The sequence below is a fragment of the Pirellulales bacterium genome (genome assembly GCA_035546535.1).
GTDB lineage: Bacteria > Planctomycetota > Planctomycetia > Pirellulales > JACPPG01 > JACPPG01.
On sequence record DASZWQ010000004.1, the window covers coordinates 1 to 16,364 of the forward strand.

Consider the following 16,364-nt stretch of genomic DNA (forward strand, 5'->3'; position numbering starts at 1 on the left):
GCCGCCAAGGCCACCTTGGCCTTGAACGCCGCCCCAAACACCCGCCGCTTCCGCGTCATGCCGGCACACTCCTGATTCGGTCGTTCCCGCTCCCGGAAACCACACCTTATCAGCGCGCCCAGTTTTTGGGGTCCACCTCAAAGATCAAGACTGTCGGCACAGTAGGCTTCGCCAAGTTCCGTCGAGTAGATCGGTTTCAGCGTCATGGTCGGTCGTCGAAATGGATGAGCAATTCGGCCAGGTCAGCATACCACGGCCGCAAATCCTTCGCACCCGGCAGCGGGACGCGCTGCATGACCGCCAGTTTACCCTTGTGGTATCTATGTGGGACAAGATCGATCGTGCGAACAAACAGGAAATCCTGCCAATCATTAGTCTTTTTACCGAGACATACGCCAAGTATATGGTACTGCTCAACGCCGTAGTACCTGCTCGTTGCGTCACCCTTGGCGGCGCGGGTCTTCTGCGTCTCGACCTTGATAGGCAACAATTTGCCCGCGCTTTCGGTAGCCTTCGCCACCTTCTTTGCTGCTTTCGCGGACGTTCTTGCACTCAGCGAGTAGTGGTTTCTTGCGCCGGTATCCAAATACTGAAGTCTGGATGCGCATCGAGGTCATGGGCCTCGAATCGCTCAACCCCTTTCCCGACTAGTGCCTCGATGCGTTTCCCCATGTGAACTTCGGCCACGGCTCCTTCCAGCGCGACCTTCAACCGGAACCTTGCGTTTACCGCATCAAGTAGTTCGTGAGAAGAGAGACTGTAGGTCGTTTCCAGCGGATGCTTGGCCATTCCTTGGCCCCCTTTGAAGTAATCCATTACGGAGGGGCCGGGACTCTATCAAACTGTGGCGCGCTGGCAAAGAGGTTCGGGTGCGGCGTCACGCCTCGGGGCGCAAAAGCACGCTTCGTCATTCTGCCCCGCGTTCGCGGAACTATCCGCACAATTTGACCGCCGGTTAGAATTACTTGCCCGGCATGGTTGAAAAACCTCAAGCGCCCCCGGGGTACGCACACGATTGTACGAGTAGCGTAAACGAGGTAATTCACGAGAAGTTGGCCGACAGCCTGACGTAAGTCTCGCAACCGCTGGTTTTTGCGCATCGCTCTGTTATGATTCTGACGGGTGTAGGGCGCAAGGATGGGCAGCGCCAAGCGGCTCTCGACAATGGACTTCCGGCGGTTTCCGCGGCCCGCGCGCCGTGGAAGCGTCCGATGACTGATGGGAGCAACCCGGAATGAATATTCTGCTGGCCACGAGTGAGGCGGTCCCGTTCGCCAAGACCGGAGGCCTGGCCGACGTCTCGGGCGCTTTGCCGCTTGAACTGGCACGCTTGGGTCACTCGCCCGTCGTCTTCATGCCCGCCTATCGGCAGGCGCTCACGGCCGGCCCCACGATCGAGCCGACTTCGATTCAGCTCTCGATTCCCATTGGCAGCAAGACCGTTCGCGGCAGTTTGCTGCGCAGCTATTTCCCCGGCACGCAGATTCCCGTCTACCTGGTCGAGCAGTCACAGTACTTCGACCGTGACGGGCTCTACGGCAGCGGCGGGCAAGACTACATCGACAATTGCGAGCGCTTCGTCTTCTTCTGCCGCGCGATCATGGAGTCGATCCGCCTGTTGGAATTGCCGGTCGACGTGCTGCACGCCAACGACTGGCAAACGGGACTACTGCCGGCGTTCTTGAAGATCGAATACCGCGGCGTTCCGCGCTACGAGCGCATCGCTTCGCTGATAACGATTCACAACCTCGCCTTCCAAGGGCAGTTCTGGCATTGGGACATGCTGCTGACGGGCTTGGATTGGAAATACTTCAACTGGCACCAGATGGAATTCTTCGGCAAGTTGAACTTGCTGAAGACGGGTTTGGTTTTCGCCGACGCGATCAGCACCGTCAGTCCGCGCTATGCCGAAGAGATCCAGGCCTCGCCGCTAGGCTGCGGATTGGAAGGCGTGTTGCAGCAGCGGCGCTCGGTCTTGACCGGCATCCTTAACGGCGCCGACTACACGGTGTGGAACCCGGTGACCGATCGGTTCCTGCCGGTGAACTACGACGCCACGACGTTCACTTCGGGCAAAGCGGCCTGCAAGGCGGCGCTGCAAAGTGAGCTGGGGCTGGAATTAGCTGCCGACAAGCCGCTGATCGGCATGGTCAGCCGGCTTACCGATCAAAAAGGCATGGACCTGATTGCCGGCGTCATGCAGGAATGGATCAACTCGGCCGACGTGCAATGGGTCATCGTCGGAACGGGCGACGCCAAGTACGAGCAATTCCTGACGAACCTGGCCGAACGCCATCCGCACAAAGTGGCGGCCAAACTGCAGTTTTCCGAGGCGCTTGCTCACAAGGTCGAAGGGGCCGCGGACATGTTTCTCATGCCCAGCCAATTCGAACCGTGCGGCCTGAGCCAGTTGTACAGCCTGAAGTACGGCACGGTGCCGGTGGTTCGCGCCACCGGCGGCCTGGCCGACACGATCGTCGACGCCACGCCCGAGGCACTGTCCGCCGGGGCCGCCAATGGCTTCAGCTTCCGCGAGTACAGCGTTTTGGCCCTGGCCGAGGCGCTGCGCCGGGCGGTCGAAACGTATCGCCAGCCGGAAATGTGGTCGCAATTGGTAGCGACCGGCATGCAGCAGGACTGGTCTTGGAAGCGCAGCGCGGAACAATACGTAAACCTGTATCGCCGCATCAGCGCCCAGGTGCCGCAAAGCACCTATTCGTGAAAAACACCCCGATGCCGGAGTGAGTCGAGTGCGAGGTCGCGATATCCGTCGCGGCCCGCTTCGCGACGCCGGCTGAACTTGTGCATCGCCCGCCCGCCATTGCGCGGCAAATCGCCGGTTTCGTCGTCGCCGCGCCGCAGTACATGATCGACCGCCGATTGCCGAGATTGGGCATCGTCGTAGCGCTTGTGGGTACGTGTTTCAAGGAGGGATCGTCATGCATGATGTGGCTCTGGCGTTTTTCTGGCACCAGCACCAGCCGTATTACCCGGACGACGTCAGCGGTGAAAACCCGATGCCCTGGGTGCGCCTGCACGCCACCAAGGATTACTGGGGCATGGCAATGCTTCTCAAGGAAGTGCCCGAGATGCATGCCACGATCAACCTGGTGCCGAGCCTGCTTGCGCAGTTGACGGCCTATACCGACCGGGGCGCGCAGGACGAGCACCTGCGCGTGTCGCGACTGCCGGCCGACGCACTGACCGAAGCGGACATGGCCTATCTGCTCGACAATTTCTTCATGGTCCACCCGGATCATATGATTCGGCCCTACAAGCGGTATCTGGAGCTGTATCAGAAGCGCGGCGTTTCCATCGATCCGGCGGCCCGCGCGGCCAAGCGCTTTACGAAGCGCGACATCCTCGATCTGCAATGCTGGTCGAACTTGTCGTGGATCCATCCGGTGGCCTTCGATCGCGACGACGAGCTGGCTGAGTTCCGTCAGAAAGGAAAGCACTGGACCGAGGATGAAAAACAATGGCTCCTTGCGCGACAGTTGGATCTGCTGGCCGAGGTCGTGCCGCTGCACCGCGAGCTGGCCGCAAGCGGGCAGGTCGAACTGACCACGACCCCGTTCTATCACCCGATCTTGCCTCTCTTGTACGACAAGCGTTTGGCGCGGCAGGCGATGCCGAACGTCAGCCTGCCAAAGCATCTCGACGGTTATCGCGAGGACGCCGAGACGCAGATCGCGCGTGCGGTCGAATACCACACGAAGCTGTTTGGCGAGCGTCCGGTCGGCATGTGGCCTTCCGAGGGCTCGGTGTGCCAGGCCATGATCCCCACCGTGGCCAAGGCCGGCATTCAATGGATGGCCACGGACGAAGAAATCTTGTCGGCCTCGACCGAGGGATGGGTGTCCCGCGATGGGCACGGCTATTTGCGCAATCCGGAGATGCTGTACCGCCCCTGGCGCGCCGAAGACAAGGCACACAGCGTACAGATGATCTTTCGCGATCATGCCATGAGCGACCAGATCGGCTTTCACTACCAGCGCTACCAGGCCGAGCAGGCCGTCGACGATTTCTTCGGCAAGCTCGAGGCGATCGGCCGGGCAACGACCGCTAACCACGGGCACCGGCCCACCTTGGTCAGCATCATTCTCGATGGCGAGAATTGCTGGGAGTACTACCCGAACAGCGGCGTCGATTTCCTGCGTGCCTTGTACCGGCGCGCTGTTTCACACGCGAAGATCGCGCCCGTCCGCGTGTGCGATTACCTGGCGAAGCATCCCGCGACCGACAAGATCGGTGAGCTTTTCTCGGGTAGCTGGATTCAGCACAATTTCGGCATCTGGATCGGCCACCCCGAATGCAATCTGGCGTGGGACCTGCTGTTCGAGACCCGCGCACACCTGGTACGCGCCGCGCGCAGCGGCGAGAAAACGGCCGAGCAGTTGCGCCGCGCCTGGGAAGAGCTCTACATCGCCGAGGGGAGTGATTGGTTCTGGTGGTTCGGCGACGATCATTCCAGCGCCCAGGACGAACTGTTCGACCGCTTGTTCCGCCGACACTTGCAGAATGTTTACCTGCTGCTCGAAGATCCGGCGCCCACCGAGTTGTCGCGCCCGATCAGCCAGGGTCATCAGCACGCGCGATTGTTTTCCGAGCCGACCTCGCTGTTGAACGTGCGCGTCGACGGCCGGCGGACGTATTTCGAATGGCTGAACGCCGGCCATTATACTTCGAGCGGCGCGCGCGGCACGATGAGCATGGTCTGCGAGGGGAAGATCGCGGATTTCTATTTCGGATTTGATACCGAGCGGCTGTTTCTTCGCTTTGACGCGCAGGGTGGTACAATTCGCGAGCGCCTGGTGGACGTCGATACGGTGAAGATCACTTTTCTCGAACCGAGTGGCATCGAGTTGTTGGTATCGCATCCCAGTTGGGCCGAGCCGATCTTGCAGCTGTACCGCAACGACGTGCCGGTGACGGCCTCGGGCGTCGAGGCGGCGGCCGACGTGATCCTGGAAATGGCGGTGCCGTTCCGCAACCTGGGCCTGACGGTCGACGCTCCCATGCACTTTGTCGTCGAACTGGTGGCGGCCGAACAATCGATCGAGCGCTTGCCGCACGAGGGCGCGATCGAAACCAGCGTCCCCTCGGCGGATTACGAACTGATGATGTGGCAGGTGTGAGAGAGAGTAGTCGGTAGACAGTAGTCAGTAGCCAGTGAAATACCGAGAGTGCTCATGCTCGTACTGACTACCGAATACTGATTGCTGCCTACTATTTCCAAACTGACTACTGGCAACCGACTACTGACTACTATTCCATGCCCGACTTACGCAAAGATCCGATCGTTGGGCGGTGGGTGATCATCGCCAAGAGCCGCGCCAAGCGTCCGCACGATTTCGAGACGACGCCGCGGTTGCGCGGCGGTAAGTTCTGCCCCTTTTGCGAACACAACGAAGACAAGACGCCCGGCGAGGTGCTGGCTTATCGCAAACAGGGTTCGCTAGCGAATCGTGAAGGGTGGCGCGTCCGCGTGGTGCCCAACAAATTTCCCGCGCTCGAAATCGAGGGAGATCTGAACAATCGAGGCGATGGCATCTATGACATGATGCGCGGCGTGGGCGCGCACGAAGTGATCATCGAATCGCCGCAGCATCTGCTCAGTACGGCCGATCTCAGCGAAGAAAACCTGCGCGACGTCTTTTGGGTTTATCGCGACCGGCTCGTCGACCTGAAAAAGGATAAGCGGCTGGTCTACGGCATGATCTTCAAGAACGTCGGCGAAGCGGCCGGCGCGTCGCTGGAACATACGCACAGCCAGTTGATCGTAACGCCGATTGTGCCGATCAATGTTCAAGAAGAGATGACCGGCAGCCAGGAGTTCTACAAATATCGGGGCCGCTGCGTCTTTTGCGACATGATCCAGCAGGAGCTAGCAACCGAGAAGCGGATCGCCGTCGATACGCCGGGCTATGTGGCGTTTTGTCCCTTCGCTAGCAGGTTCCCCTTCGAGACGTGGATCCTGCCCAAGGCGCATTCCAGCCACTACGAAAACATTCAAAAGAACGGCGTCGAAGACCTGGCACGGATCATGAAGCAAGTGATGGGCAAGATCGAAGTCGCGCTCGATCGCCCGGCCTACAACTACATCCTGCACACAGGACCCTTTGACACGCAAGAACTCAATCACTATCACTGGCACATCGAGATTATTCCGCGCCTCACGAAGACCGCCGGCTTCGAATGGGGATCGGGTTTCTACATCAATCCCGTGCCGCCTGAGGAAGCTGCTGCGTTCTTACGCGAAGTCGAAGCCGACTTGCACGAACCGCGGACTTTGCCGATCAGTCAGACTGGGTAAACACGCACGTCGCCCGCACGCTCCTTAACGTGATCTGAACGCGAACGACTCCTGCCTCCTGCTCGCTGCGATATATGCCACATACGATTCGCCTGGCCCTGGTCCTGCACAATCATCAGCCGATCGGCAACTTCGACGGCGTCATGGAGCAGGCGTACCACGACAGCTACCGGCCGTTCCTGGAAGTCTTTCGCCGCTACCCCTCGCTCAAGATCGGGCTGCACACCAGCGGCTCGCTGATGGAGTGGCTGGCCGCCCGCCATCCGGAATACCTCGACGAGCTGGCCGAGCTCGTGGCCCAGGAGCGGATCGAGATCATCGGCGGCGCGTTCTACGAGCCGATCTTGTCGATGATTCCCCGCCGCGACCGCGTTGGGCAGATTCGGGCGTACACACGCTGGCTCGAAGCCCGGCTCCGCTGCAAAGTGCGCGGCATGTGGATTCCCGAGCGCGTATGGGAACCGACGATGGTCAGCGATCTGGCCGACGCTGGTATCCAGTACACGGTGCTCGATGATTTTCATTTCCGCAATGCCGGCCTGTCCCCCGACCTGCTCGACGGTTACTTCATCAGCGAGAACGACGGCCAGATCCTCGCGATCTTTCCCGGCAGCGAACGGCTGCGCTACACGATTCCCTTCGCCGCGCCCGAAGCCACGATCGACTGCCTGCGCGGTATTGCCGAGCGCCGGCCCGAGGCGGTGGTTGTGTTCGGTGACGACGGCGAGAAGTTCGGCACCTGGCCGGAGACCAAGAAGCACGTCTACGACGACGGTTGGCTGGATCGATTCTTCCAGGCGCTGGTGGCGAACGAAAGCTGGATCAAAACGACAACGCTCGCCGACGCCGTGGATAACGTGCCGCCTAATGGCAAGATTTATCTGCCAGACAGCAGCTACCGCGAGATGACCGAATGGGCGCTCCCCACGGCGCAGCTCTTGGAATACGAGCGCGTGCGGCACGACATGGAGCACGATCCGCGCTGGCCGATCCTGTCGCAGTTCGTACGCGGCGGCTTCTGGCGCAACTTCAAGGTGAAATATCCCGAAGCCGACGAGATGTACACCCGCATGTTGATGATCAGCCGCCGCGTGGAAGAAGCCGAGCAGAAGCGGCATGATCGCGCGCTGGTCGACGCGGCACGCAGCGAGCTGTATCGCGGCCAGTGCAATTGCAGCTACTGGCACGGTGCATTCGGCGGCATCTATCTGCCCCACTTGCGCAATGCCGTGTACCGCTCGCTGATCGCGGCCGACAATCTGCTCGATCGCGCGGCGGATCGCCAAGAACCCTGGATCGAGGCCGTGGTCGGCGACTTCAATCTCGACGCCCGGCAAGAGGTCTTCTTGGCGAACGACAGGCTGGCGACGTTGATTCGTCCCTGGCGCGGCGGGCTGATGTACGAGCTCGACGTGCGCCCGATCTGCCACAATCTATTGGCCACCTTGGCCCGCCAGCCCGAGGCCTACCATCGCAAGGTGCTGGCGGGTCCGAACGCCAATGCCGACGGCCTGGGAAGTATTCACGATCGCGTCGTCTTCAAGCAGCCTGGCCTGCACGAGCGTCTGCAATACGACGACCTGCCGCGCAAGAGCCTGATCGATCATTTTCACGACAACGACGCTTCGCTCGCGGCGATCGCGTCGGGCGATGCGATCGAGCGTGGCGACTTCGCCAGTGGCGCCTACGAAGCCCGGCTGCGCCGCAACCCGAACCGCATCCAGGTGCAACTATCGCGACAAGGCAATGCCTGGGGGCATCCGCTCAAGTTGACCAAGGGGCTCACGCTCGAGGCGGGAAGTTCGACCATTGAAATCGCCTACCTGATCGAAGGGTTGGAGCCGAATCAATCGTTCCATTTTTCGGTCGAGTTCAATTTCGCCGGGCTCCCCTCGCGCTGCGACGATCGTTACTTCCACGACCGCGACGGTCACCGATTGGGACATCTCGGCGAGCGCCTCGACCTGCACGAAGTGCGAGCCTTGAGCCTGGTCGACGAATACCTGGGCATCGACGTTGGCTGGCGCGCATCGCGCGCAAGCAGCCTGTGGACCTACCCCGTGGAAACGGTCAGCCAGTCTGAAGGTGGGTTCGAGCTGGTCCACCAGTCGGTGGTCGTGCAGCCGCATTGGATCGTCACGCCCGACGCGTCGGGACGCTGGAGCGTGACCATGGAACTGGCGATCGACACCAGCATGGCCGAACGCCGTGGCGAGCAACGTAGCGTGGCGCTAGCGAGCACTTGATCACTCGGCGGGTGTTTCAAGCGCCGCCGGCCAGTTTCCACCAATCGACGCCTGGCGGTAATTCGCCCTGCCAGCCGACCAACCCCAGCACCGGCGGGACGCACCGTTCGCGCAATTCGGCAAGATTGCTGGCCGCGCTGGCATCCTCCGTAGGGAATCGCAGCTCGTTGACGATCACACCCGCAACTTCGAGCCCTTCGCGCCACGTGGCGGCGACGACCAGGGTACTGAGCGTGCGATGAATCGTGCCCAGCGCGTTGTCCGTAACGACGATCAGCGGAAAGCCCAAGTCCAGGGCCAGGTCGGCCACGTACTCATCCTCGGTCACGGGGGACAAGAGGCCACCGGCCCCCTCGACGATCAATACGTCACTTCGCACGCGCCAGTAATCGAGCCCGCTGCGCAATTGCTCGGCCGACACCGCTTTCCCTTCCGACCGCGCCGCCAGGTGGGGCGCCACGGGGGCCGCGAAGCGCTGTGGGCAGACGTGATCGAGCTCGCCCGGCCGGCCGGCGCCATTCCATAGAGCCACGGCGTCCTCACTCACTAGATTTCCATCAATCAACTGGCAGCCGCTGGCTACGGGCTTGTAAACACCGACCCGACGACCAGCGGCCGCCAGCGCCGCCGCGATCCGCGCCGCCACGTAGGTTTTGCCGACATTTGTGTCGGTGCCGGTGATGAACAATCCGGGTATGCGATGGCTCGCCATATCGATGCCGTGTTTTACGTGTTGCTAATCCGTTGTCGGCAGGCGCCTTGCAAGGCGTCGAATCGTTCGGCATTTCCCGGCAACTCGGATTTTCCGAATTTCCAGCAGCGAGTGAAGCAGTCCGCGAATCGAACATCGCGCGCAGCGAGCTCTTCGACTTTTGGAAAATACTGCTCGAAATGAAATTCGAGTTCGTGCTCCAACAGGCAGCACGCGATTGCGTTGCGCAGGTCCTCTTGCTCGTGGCCACCCCAACGTGCAATGAATTCCCATGCTTCTTTAGCGTCCGATTCGATAAAGTATCCGATCTGGATGATCGCGTGCCAACGCGGATCATTTTCGTCCGGTGCGGATGGGGTACCCGGGAGAAGACGCTCCGCCTCTTCGATCGCACGACGTGCGGTTTCTGGGCTCTCGTCGTAGTACATCAAGCCATGCTCTCTACTCACGCCGCTTTGCGAGGATTTCGGTTTAGAGTACCATCTGCTGATTATGTCAGATACCAAACCGTTCCCGAAGGTTCATGTTGTGCCGCTGTCCAAGGTCTCGATCGGCCTTGTGCAAATGAGCTGCGTCGCGTCGCAAGAGGCGAACGTGGCCAAGGCCGAGTCGCGCATCGCCGAAGCCGCCGCCGCCGGCGCTCAGATCATTTGCCTGCAGGAGCTGTTCGCGGGACTCTACCCGTGCCAAAGCGAGGATCATACTCGTTTTGGCGACGCCGAGCCGATTCCCGGCCCTACGACCGAGCGGATCTCGGCCGCGGCGCGGAAGCATGGCGTGGTGGTCGTCGGCTCGTTTTTCGAGCGCCGGGCACCGGGGCTGTATCACAACACGGCCGTGATCTTCGACGCCGACGGCCAGGTGGCCGGCAAGTATCGCAAGATGCACATCCCCGACGATCCGCTGTACTACGAGAAGTTTTATTTCACGCCGGGCGATCTGGGCTTTGCCAGCTTTCCTACGAAGTTCGGCCGGGTGGGCACGTGTGTCTGCTGGGATCAGTGGTATCCCGAGGCGGCCCGACTGACGGCGCTCACCGGCGCGCAGATTCTCTTCTATCCAACGGCCATCGGCTGGCACCCGAGCGAAAAGGAAGAGTATGGCGCGAGCCAACACTCGGCGTGGGAAACGATGATGCGCAGCCACGCCATTGCCAATGGCGTCTTCGTGGCGGCGGCCAATCGGACCGGCACGGAAGGGAACCTGCAATTCTGGGGCGCTTCGTTCGTGGCCGATCCGAACGGCAATATTCTTGCCCGCGCCAGCCACGATGCCGAGGAAACGCTCGTGGTCGAGTGCAATCTCGACAAGATCGACGTGGTGCGGACACACTGGCCCTTCCTGCGCGACCGCCGCGTCGACGCCTACGGCGAACTGGGCCGGCGGTATCTCGACTAACCGGGTTGCCCTTTCAGGCGCCAGCCCATGACGTGCGAACATCTCCGTCATCTCGAGCAAGTGATTCTGGCCGCGGGCATTCGTGAAACATTTCGCGGACAGGCCTGGAGCGATCACTGCCGCGAGTGGGTCTATTTCGACTGCTGGTTGGACCTCGATGCGATCCGGCAACGCCACGCCTTGGCGGCGTGCGTTTTCGACCACAACCATCGTGGCACGCATGACGGCGCGGAACGCGGCCTGGTGTGCCGAGAGTGCGAAGATGCTCTCATGGGCAGTTACGAGCAGCGCGCGGAACAGACGATTTTCGCCGGCTGATTAAACTGTTCCGCCCCGAACGGGGCATGCGCCTAGGCGATGTCGCCCCCAGACGGGTTAATCCCGCGTCGCACCCCCAGCTCCTTCACCTTTTCAGTGATCTCCGGCATGCACCTTGCATGTTTTGACTGTTGGACGATCCAGCGCGGAGAGACGAAGAAGGAGGTGCATCATGGCTACGCAGACAATGTTCCACCGGTTTCACATGGCAGGAAGCAACACGCGATGGCAGCGCGACACGTTGATCTTCGTCGGCGGGGCGGAAACGCTGCACACCCTGTCGCACCTGTGGCTCGCCTTTTCAGGCATGCTGCCCATGACGTTTCCATTGACGGCGGCGAGCGCCATTACGCTGACGCCCGGGCTCAACGTGTTCGCGACCATCGTCAACGCGGTGATCGCCGGCGTCTGCCTCTACGGCGCACATCGCCTGAAGAGGCACGATTCGTTCGTCACGTGAATGTGTGCGAACTCGTTTCCACGGGCGGAATTTCCACCCGTGCGGAGCAAAAGGCGAGCCAGCAGCCGGCTTGGACTATTGCTTGACCAGCTCTACGCAGATGCCGCCGGCGCGAAATACCTTGTGCATGCGCGAGAACCAGAGCTCTTTGTTGAGCTCAAGGCCAAGGTCGTGGCACGTGCGGTAGACTTCCTGCCGATTGTAAGTGCGGCAGCACCAAAATCTGCTCGTCCAAGCACCGCCGAATGTATCCTCGGTCGTCAAGAGCAGCATGCGCGAGCCCGAGCGCATCACGCGCGCCAGTTCCGACAGGCCGCTACGGGCGTCGGGGAGGTGCTCAAGCACGTATCCGCAAGTGACGCAATCGAATGCCCCATCGGCGAAGGGTAACCGCGTGAGGTCGGCAACCAGGTGCTGGGGCACGCTGCTCTTCAACCGGTTGCGCGCCCGGCGCAGCATCTCGAACGATAGGTCAAAGCAGGTCAGCGAGGCGTCGAGGTCGGCGTACTTGAGCAAATGCTTCGCAATCTGGCCGGCTCCGCTGCCGACGTCGAGAATGCGCTTGGCGCCGCGCAAATCGAATTTCCGCTCGCGCAATAGACGCTCGCCCAAAGCCAGGTGCCCCGACAGCATGCTGGCGGTTGCTAGCAGTGCCCCTTGCGGTCCGTCGTACACGTCGCGAACCTTGTCGCGATATTCCTCGTAGCTGACGCGCTTGATGAGATTGTTTTCAACGATCTTGTTGAAGACCTTCTTGCGCGGCCGGGCAGAATGTTTCTTCTGCTGCCGGCGCAGCGTCTCTGGCAACATGCGATACCCCCGAAGGCGAGATCCCGCGCTCGCCGAGCGAGCACGGGCAATAGGCAGGCAAGAGGTTATAGGTAAGCGCGACGATTGTAGATATACCACTCGAACAACAGAATTGCCAAGGCCCCCGCGAGGACAAACTTCCAGACGTCCCGCCGGGTTTCCTGCCAGCCTGTGCCGGCGGCAATTTCTTCGTGACCGATCTTCAACTTACGATCGGCTACGACCTGGATATCACTTTCACGGGGATCGAATAAATTCACCGCAAATTCGTCCACCACTTCCCCCTCGGCGCGTGCGGTGTAAAGCCCTACCCGGCTGGACCCCAGGAAATGGAATTCATTGTGTTTATCTCGCGAAACGGTGATCGGCCCGGCATGCTCGCCGGGGGGCGTGATAGCTAACGCATCGGCCGACGTTTGCGGCTTGAGCACGATCGGATCACCGGGTCGGGGTGCGCCGGACTTGGCGGCATCGCGGTTTCCTCCCAGGTAGCTCAGAGCATTGAGCACGAACACTGGAAAGCTCGCGCGCAGGGGCCAATTCGTGCCGGCGTTCTCGCTGGCCACCAGCGGAAACGTGATCACCACGTCCTCGAACCCCTCACGCGGCGCGAGCGCCACGAGCGGTCCGTCGGCGGCCTCGATCAACATGGTCGCGCCGCGCGGCGGCACCAGCGGCGCCGCCTCCAAGATCAGCACGTCCGACAAGTCGAGCCATTGCATCAAGGGATGGCTGCGGTTGATATCGATGATCTGCGGCACGCTGACCACGTCCTTTTGCCGCCACTGGTCGCCGACCGGCAATCGGCCGATCGACAGCGTGTTCGCCTGCGGCGCTTCGGCCGGTTCGCAACGATCGAAGATCACCAGGTCCCACTGGCCGGCCGCCGCGGCCTGACGATATTCAGGCGTCGAAAGGAAATCGGGACTCCGTTTCGTGACTTCGGCCAGTTCGAGCGCGGGTCCCGTACGTAGCGCCGTTGCAAGCGCCTCGTTGCCTGGCGTAACGAATAAGACTCGACTGCGTCGCGGTGGCGGCACTACCGCCCAGGCGCGGTCGTCGATCGCCAGATCATCTTTATGTGCCAGGCGCAATTCCAGGACGCCGGACGTTAGCTGCGCGACATCAAAGCTTACGCCGGCGGTTTTAGCGGCGGGAATCTTCACGTGTTGGGCGTCGACCAAGGCGCCGTCCAGATGCAGTTCGACATCGAGCGACACGTCTTGCGGTCCGTCGTTGGCCAGCCGCCCGAAGGCCTGCACACTCTCGTTGTTCGCCTCGCTGCGGGCCGTGTTAAAGGCAACGATGGCCACGTTCGCCGCGCGCGGCTCGCCGATCCACACCGGTGGCGTCGGCTCCAAATGGCCCAGCGAAAAATCCGGATCGTCGGCGAAGTTGCCGTCGCTGAAGATGAACAACTGCGTCGGCAATCCGGCGCTTACCACACCACCGGCATCATCCTGCTGCGGATTTGCCAGGACGCTGGCCACGCGCAGCGCTTCGCTGATCGAAGTCGGCCGATCGGTCGCCGAAATCGTTTCCAGCCGGCGGCGCAGTTCGCCCCGATTGTCGGTAAACATCTGCTCGACGCGGGCCGTATCGGCAAAGCTGACGATCATCGCCACGTCGCCTGAGCGCATCTCGTCAATCAATTCCTGGACGCGCCGCTTGGCCTCGTCCAAGCGCGTGGGATAGACGTCCGTCGCTCCCATGCTGGCCGAATTGTCGACCAAAAACACCAGTCGATCGCGCTGGAAGCTCGACCCCTGCCACGAAGGCCGCACCAGCACCAGCGCTAAGAGCCCCCATAACAGCAGTTGCAGAAACAACAGCAGGCTTTGCCGCAGCCGCTGCCAGATGCTGTTCACGCGCAAATCGTCGATCGATTTATGCCACAGGTAAGTGCTGGGCACGGCGAGCGGTTGCCGCTTTAGCTTCAAGAAATACAGCGCGATGATCGCCGGCGGCACGAGCGCCAGCACGCCCCATTGCCAGGCCGAAAGCATGCTCGTCCACTGCGGCCAGGTCATCGCACCAATCCCCGGGCGCGCAGATAGCCGGAAACCATCTGATCAACCGGCTGATTGCTGCGCGCGAGCAAGTAGCCCATGCCGCGCCGCGTGCAAAATTCCTGCACACCGCCGACGAAGGCCGACAACGTCTGCTTATAGCGTCTCAGCAAGGGCAGGCTGACCGTGATCTCGGCCTCGTCGGCGTCCTCGCTATCGACCAGGCGCAAGTCTCCTTTCAGGTCGGGCTCGAGTTCCTCTTCGGAGAGCACCTGCACGACGTAGGGATCCATGCGCTGGGCCGTCAGAAACCGCAGGCCCTCCTCGTAGCCGTGCTTGTCGAGCATGTCGCTGATCACGACGACAATCCCGCGCCCCGAGTTGCGCAGGCAGAAGTTTTTGATGCCCGTGGCGAGCGACGTGGTTTCGCCTGGTTGAATGCTGTTTATGTAGTCGACCATCCGCCACATGCTGGCCCGGCCGCGCAGCGATGGCCCCGGCCGTGCTGCCGATTGGCCAAGGGTCTCGATCTTGACGCGATCCGAGCGGATCAGGCCGATGAAGCCCAGCGCCGCCGCCAGCCGCTTGGCAAATTCCAACTTCGAAGGCGTGCCGAAATGCATCGACTCGCTGGCGTCGATCAGCGCGTAAAAATGCAGATCCTCTTCTTCGAGGAACAGCTTGAGAAACAGGCGGTCGAGCCGGGCGTAGGTGTTCCAATCGACAAAGCGCAGATCGTCGCCCGGTACGTAACTGCGAAAATCGGCGAACTCGACGCTCTGCCCTTTGCGCAGGCTGCGGCGCTCTCCCTTGATGCGGCCGCGGAATATCTTCCGGCTTACGAGTTCCAGTCGCTCGAGTTGCACGAGCAATTCCGGCGTCAAAAGCGGCGTATCGGTCGTGGACATGCGGTCGATCCTAGGCTGCCGCGGACTCTTCGGCCTTTTCTGGCACAAGCTCGAGCAAATCCAGCAGCACGCGGTCGCTGGCGATGCCTTCGGCCTGGGCCTCGAAATTCGGGATCACGCGGTGCCGCATGGCGGGCAGGTACGACCGGCGGACGTCTTCGAAACTGACGTTGAAGCGCCCCGCCAAGAGAGCCCGCATCTTCGACGCCAAGGCCAAGGTCTGCGCGCCGCGAGGGCTCGCCCCCCAGCGCAGATACTTGTTCGTCACCGGAAACGCCAAGGGACTTTCGGGGTGCGTGGCCATCGTCAGCCGTACGATGTAATCCTGCACATGTGGCGCGAGCACCACTTCGCGAATCAGTTTTTGCCAGCGCAGAATTTCCGTGCCGTCCATCACTTTCTGCGGCGTCATCTCCACACCCCGCGTGGTGCGATCGATGATCGTGGCCAGTTCCGCCCGGCTCGAATAACCGACCACCAACTTGAAAAAGAACCGGTCCAGTTGCGCCTCGGGCAGTGGATAGGTTCCTTCCTGCTCGATGGGGTTTTGCGTCGCCAGCACGAAAAACGGTTTCTTCAGCACATAATGCTGACCGGCCACGGTGACCGTTCCTTCCTGCATCGTCTCGAGCATGGCGGACTGCGTCTTGGGCGTGGCGCGATTGATTTCGTCGGCCAAACAAATCTGCGTGAAGATCGGCCCGCGCTGAAACTCGAAGACCCGTTTCCCCTCGGCCGTCTCCATCACCATGTTCGTCCCCAGGATGTCGGCCGGCATGAGGTCGGGCGTGAACTGGATACGCGAGAAATCGAGATCCAAGACGGCGGCCAGCGTGCGCACGAGCAAGGTCTTTCCGAGTCCGGGTACCCCTTCCAGGAGGCAGTGACCACCGACGAAAAGACAGGCGAGCACGCCGTCGACGATATCGTCGTGGCCGACGATGACGCGGCCGATTTGCTCGCGCACGGCCGCATAACGCGCGACGAATTCCTGGGCGTCGCGCTCGATCGATTCCCCAATGCTCATAGTCTGTTCCTGAAGTTCTAAGTTCGAGTTTCGCAGTTTAGGCCGCCAGAGCGGCCGTGTTTTCCAGGAGGTCGAGGACTTTTCGGCTACCTTGGCCGCCGAGTCCCCATGAGGAAACTTGTTCGCGGAGGCTGCATCGTCGCAAGGTGCCCAGCATATC

Annotated in this window: 15 protein-coding genes; 7 read left to right on the plus strand and 8 right to left on the minus strand. The window is 61.3% G+C overall.

Features of this window, described 5'->3' with window-relative positions; genetic code table 11:
- Nucleotides 1-202: 202 nt before the first annotated feature.
- Nucleotides 203-520, minus strand: a complete 318-nt coding sequence (locus VHD36_00385) for a hypothetical protein (GenBank protein ID HVU85748.1) — start codon at nucleotides 518-520, stop codon at nucleotides 203-205.
- A 32-nt stretch (nucleotides 521-552) separates the two neighbouring features.
- Entirely contained in the window at nucleotides 553-789 is a 237-nt protein-coding gene (locus VHD36_00390) for a hypothetical protein (protein ID HVU85749.1), read from the minus strand.
- A 445-nt stretch (nucleotides 790-1,234) separates the two neighbouring features.
- Between VHD36_00390 and glgA the strand changes: the two genes are divergently transcribed.
- From glgA to VHD36_00410, 4 genes are all read left to right on the plus strand, one after another.
- Complete coding sequence (gene glgA / locus VHD36_00395; protein ID HVU85750.1) at nucleotides 1,235-2,722, plus strand: glycogen synthase GlgA; 1,488 nt, start codon at nucleotides 1,235-1,237, stop codon at nucleotides 2,720-2,722.
- 217 nt (nucleotides 2,723-2,939) lie between these two features.
- A complete protein-coding gene (locus VHD36_00400) occupies nucleotides 2,940-5,138 on the plus strand; it encodes a hypothetical protein (protein ID HVU85751.1) in 2,199 nt (732 codons plus the stop codon).
- 80 nt (nucleotides 5,139-5,218) lie between these two features.
- A complete protein-coding gene (gene galT / locus VHD36_00405; protein ID HVU85752.1) occupies nucleotides 5,219-6,316 on the plus strand; it encodes a galactose-1-phosphate uridylyltransferase in 1,098 nt (365 codons plus the stop codon).
- A 74-nt stretch (nucleotides 6,317-6,390) separates the two neighbouring features.
- On the plus strand, nucleotides 6,391-8,562 hold the full coding sequence (locus tag VHD36_00410; protein ID HVU85753.1) for an alpha-amylase/4-alpha-glucanotransferase domain-containing protein: 2,172 nt from the start codon (nucleotides 6,391-6,393) through the stop codon (nucleotides 8,560-8,562).
- Nucleotides 8,563-8,578: 16 nt separating this feature from the next.
- On the opposite strand, the gene bioD is transcribed toward VHD36_00410, so the two are convergent.
- A complete protein-coding gene (gene bioD, locus VHD36_00415; protein ID HVU85754.1) occupies nucleotides 8,579-9,274 on the minus strand; it encodes a dethiobiotin synthase in 696 nt (231 codons plus the stop codon).
- Between the two features lie 14 nt (nucleotides 9,275-9,288).
- A complete protein-coding gene (locus tag VHD36_00420; GenBank protein HVU85755.1) occupies nucleotides 9,289-9,702 on the minus strand; it encodes a hypothetical protein in 414 nt (137 codons plus the stop codon).
- 64 nt (nucleotides 9,703-9,766) lie between these two features.
- Here VHD36_00420 and VHD36_00425 point away from each other — a divergent pair, with 64 nt between their 5' ends.
- From VHD36_00425 to VHD36_00435, 3 genes are all read left to right on the plus strand, one after another.
- Nucleotides 9,767-10,672, plus strand: a complete 906-nt coding sequence (locus tag VHD36_00425) for a carbon-nitrogen hydrolase (protein HVU85756.1) — start codon at nucleotides 9,767-9,769, stop codon at nucleotides 10,670-10,672.
- Nucleotides 10,673-10,699: 27 nt separating this feature from the next.
- Nucleotides 10,700-10,990: a hypothetical protein gene (locus VHD36_00430; protein HVU85757.1), complete on the plus strand. Its 291-nt coding sequence runs from the start codon at nucleotides 10,700-10,702 to the stop codon at nucleotides 10,988-10,990.
- Between the two features lie 172 nt (nucleotides 10,991-11,162).
- Nucleotides 11,163-11,450 (plus strand): hypothetical protein, encoded by a 288-nt coding sequence (locus VHD36_00435; protein HVU85758.1) that lies wholly within the window; start codon nucleotides 11,163-11,165, stop codon nucleotides 11,448-11,450.
- 75 nt (nucleotides 11,451-11,525) lie between these two features.
- Here the strand turns inward: VHD36_00435 and VHD36_00440 are convergent, their stop codons facing one another.
- The 4 genes from VHD36_00440 to VHD36_00455 form a co-directional block, all read right to left on the minus strand.
- Nucleotides 11,526-12,260, minus strand: coding sequence for a class I SAM-dependent methyltransferase (locus VHD36_00440; protein ID HVU85759.1), 735 nt, complete (start codon nucleotides 12,258-12,260; stop codon nucleotides 11,526-11,528).
- Between the two features lie 65 nt (nucleotides 12,261-12,325).
- Nucleotides 12,326-14,290: a BatA and WFA domain-containing protein gene (locus VHD36_00445; GenBank protein HVU85760.1), complete on the minus strand. Its 1,965-nt coding sequence runs from the start codon at nucleotides 14,288-14,290 to the stop codon at nucleotides 12,326-12,328.
- Nucleotides 14,287-15,177, minus strand: a complete 891-nt coding sequence (locus tag VHD36_00450) for a DUF58 domain-containing protein (protein HVU85761.1) — start codon at nucleotides 15,175-15,177, stop codon at nucleotides 14,287-14,289. The genes VHD36_00445 and VHD36_00450 overlap by 4 nt, the downstream gene beginning before the upstream one ends.
- Before the next feature lie 10 nt (nucleotides 15,178-15,187).
- Nucleotides 15,188-16,204 (minus strand): MoxR family ATPase, encoded by a 1,017-nt coding sequence (locus VHD36_00455; GenBank protein ID HVU85762.1) that lies wholly within the window; start codon nucleotides 16,202-16,204, stop codon nucleotides 15,188-15,190.
- Nucleotides 16,205-16,364 lie beyond the last annotated feature (160 nt).

What these genes read in the sequence shown, in the direction of transcription:
- glgA (HVU85750.1), top strand. Translation starts at nt 1,235, where the DNA reads ATGAATATTCTGCTGGCCACGAGTGAGGCGGTCCCGTTCGCCAAGACC.
- VHD36_00445 (HVU85760.1), bottom strand. Translation starts at nt 14,290, where the DNA reads ATGACCTGGCCGCAGTGGACGAGCATGCTTTCGGCCTGGCAATGGGGC.
- VHD36_00420 (HVU85755.1), bottom strand. Translation starts at nt 9,702, where the DNA reads ATGTACTACGACGAGAGCCCAGAAACCGCACGTCGTGCGATCGAAGAG.
- VHD36_00425 (HVU85756.1), top strand. Translation starts at nt 9,767, where the DNA reads ATGTCAGATACCAAACCGTTCCCGAAGGTTCATGTTGTGCCGCTGTCC.
- VHD36_00410 (HVU85753.1), top strand. Translation starts at nt 6,391, where the DNA reads ATGCCACATACGATTCGCCTGGCCCTGGTCCTGCACAATCATCAGCCG.
- VHD36_00430 (HVU85757.1), top strand. Translation starts at nt 10,700, where the DNA reads ATGACGTGCGAACATCTCCGTCATCTCGAGCAAGTGATTCTGGCCGCG.
- VHD36_00450 (HVU85761.1), bottom strand. Translation starts at nt 15,177, where the DNA reads ATGTCCACGACCGATACGCCGCTTTTGACGCCGGAATTGCTCGTGCAA.
- VHD36_00400 (HVU85751.1), top strand. Translation starts at nt 2,940, where the DNA reads ATGCATGATGTGGCTCTGGCGTTTTTCTGGCACCAGCACCAGCCGTAT.
- VHD36_00390 (HVU85749.1), bottom strand. Translation starts at nt 789, where the DNA reads ATGGCCAAGCATCCGCTGGAAACGACCTACAGTCTCTCTTCTCACGAA.
- VHD36_00435 (HVU85758.1), top strand. Translation starts at nt 11,163, where the DNA reads ATGGCTACGCAGACAATGTTCCACCGGTTTCACATGGCAGGAAGCAAC.
- VHD36_00455 (HVU85762.1), bottom strand. Translation starts at nt 16,204, where the DNA reads ATGAGCATTGGGGAATCGATCGAGCGCGACGCCCAGGAATTCGTCGCG.
- VHD36_00440 (HVU85759.1), bottom strand. Translation starts at nt 12,260, where the DNA reads ATGTTGCCAGAGACGCTGCGCCGGCAGCAGAAGAAACATTCTGCCCGG.
- bioD (HVU85754.1), bottom strand. Translation starts at nt 9,274, where the DNA reads ATGGCGAGCCATCGCATACCCGGATTGTTCATCACCGGCACCGACACA.